This window comes from Ureibacillus acetophenoni (assembly GCF_900220965.1).
Classification (GTDB): domain Bacteria; phylum Bacillota; class Bacilli; order Bacillales_A; family Planococcaceae; genus Ureibacillus; species Ureibacillus acetophenoni.
In genome coordinates this window covers 1-2,028 of record NZ_OBQC01000037.1, presented here as the reverse complement: position 1 = coordinate 2,028, position 2,028 = coordinate 1, and the positions used below count along the sequence as shown (strand labels likewise).

The 2,028-nt window shown below is 40.9% G+C and carries 1 protein-coding gene; it reads right to left on the bottom strand.

Going from position 1 to position 2,028, the window contains the following annotated elements:
• Positions 1-175 precede the first annotated feature (175 nt).
• Positions 176-1,414, bottom strand: a complete 1,239-nt coding sequence (locus CRO45_RS19705) for an IS110 family RNA-guided transposase (protein ID WP_097151304.1) — start codon at positions 1,412-1,414, stop codon at positions 176-178.
• Positions 1,415-2,028: the final 614 nt, after the last annotated feature.

The window sequence follows — 2,028 nt, the reverse complement described above, 5'->3', positions numbered from 1 at the left end:
AAGCACAGTGGTGAAATGTCAACCTAGAAAAACATCAAAATTGGAAATTCATTAAGCATTCAACATCTCAATTTCCTTTTTTAAGCGCACTTAAATAAACCTCGCACTTTCAACTTCGAAAAAGTTAAAAAATGGAAGTTCGGAATGGATTTAAAGAAGGTGAGAATCTGATTTCTTACTCTCTCCTTTCTTCTTTTGGAATGTACAGCTGTTTTGTGCGTAGTAGCGAATGCACAAGCCGTACAAGTTTTCTAGCGGTTAAGACGAGAGCGCGTTTGTGTTGATGTTTAGTTACTTCTTGATATTTCTTTTGATAAAAGGCTTTGTATTCGGTGTCATGTTTTCGTATGGCTTCTGATGCTTGAACAAGATAATAGCGTAAATACTTATTTCCGGTTCGTTCGCGTTGAGTGTTTTCGGATTCATATTCTCCTGATTGATATTGTGTCCATACTAAACCTGCGTATTTCGCTAAAGCGTGATGGTCATTAAAACGATGAATATCACCAATCTCAGCGATTAAACCCGCTGCGTACACGGGACCGATGCCTTTTACTGATGTTAATGTTTGGGGAATGCCTTTCATCATGCGTTCAATCTCTTTATCTAAACGCTTTACTTGGCTTTCCATGTGCTGAATTGTACTCAAAATCACTGATAGGGATAAGTTGACTGGATCAGCCATCACCTTATCTAATCGATAAGAGTTACGAGCAAGTTTTTTGAGATATTTCGCAATCTCTTCTGGCTCTGCGAAGCGGTTTTTGCCTTTCTCTTGTAGGAACTCAACGAGTTCTTCTAATGGCATTTCTGCGATAATCTCTGGATCTAGTTCTTCGATTACAGCGATACTTGTCGCACCAAATGTATCAGAGAACGGGTTGTCCTGGCGTAAGCCACTAAATTTTAAGTATAGCTGATTTAACATGTATGTTTTATTACGCGCAATTTCATGTGTTAAATGAAATCTCGTGCGTGTCAATCGACGCAACGCATCGTAAATAAGGGTTTCTTGCATTTCATGTGGCAATCGTCCAAAGCGTAGATGATCCGCGATTACCCAGGCGTCCACTCGGTCGTTTTTCGGTAACGTATCATAACCCTTTTTAAAACGTGCTACTTTTCGTGCATTTAACATATAAATCGCTGTTTGAACATGGGGCAAAACCCTATGTAATTGTTTTTTTAAGTAATGGGCTAGGTGCCAACTATATTGATCAGTCGACTCCATCCCAATTTTTAATTCGTGAAGCTGATTTTTTTCCGCTGTTCGTAAAACCTTTTGAATTAAGGTGTCCGCACCTTCTACATCATTCGAAACAGAAAAATCAGCGAGTGTGTGTCCCTCGCCATGCATGAAATGGACATGATGGGAGCGCAAACTCACGTCGATACCGACTAGCATTTGTGACATGCCAATCACCTCCTAAGCGGGAATTAATCAAGATACACTCAGACCTGGGTGCCCAGTCGAATCATCGATGTCTGCCTCGTTATTAGCAATCCAAGCGGGAAGACCATAAATGAGCGCTACACTCTCTTCTCACAGCCCGGTCGCAGCCAGTGGTTAGACCTTCAATAATGAACGATGGGTAGCAGGCTTATTAAGCAGTACACCTAGTGTCTGCAAGGGGGAATAGCTATTTCCTGCGAATACCTTGTCTGTTCCATTGTCGCATGGACACCAGTCTTAGTGAATAATTTTAGCTAAATAAAAGGGACGAAGTACTAAAATGGAGCCTCCTCCATCCTTCGCCCCGACAATATGAAATTGGTTAATGAAAATGGGTACCACAAATAAGCAGGTAAGCACCTGTCAGCATTACTTCTATGAAAATAGAATGGAATAAATTTTGAAGTTACCTTGTGACTCCCTCGGTAAAACCAGGGTCAAACAGGTAAAACATAAAAAGAGTGAGGGAGCCATAAGGCGACCACATCCTATAGGAAATCCAATAGATCCTCCAGTTGTCCGGATCAACTGGAAATTCTATTAGAAAGAGCTCTTACTACTAATATACGAGGGGG

Coding starts and splice junctions, on each gene's coding strand:
- CRO45_RS19705 (WP_097151304.1), bottom strand. CDS start 1,414: ATGTCACAAATGCTAGTCGGTATCGACGTGAGTTTGCGCTCCCATCAT.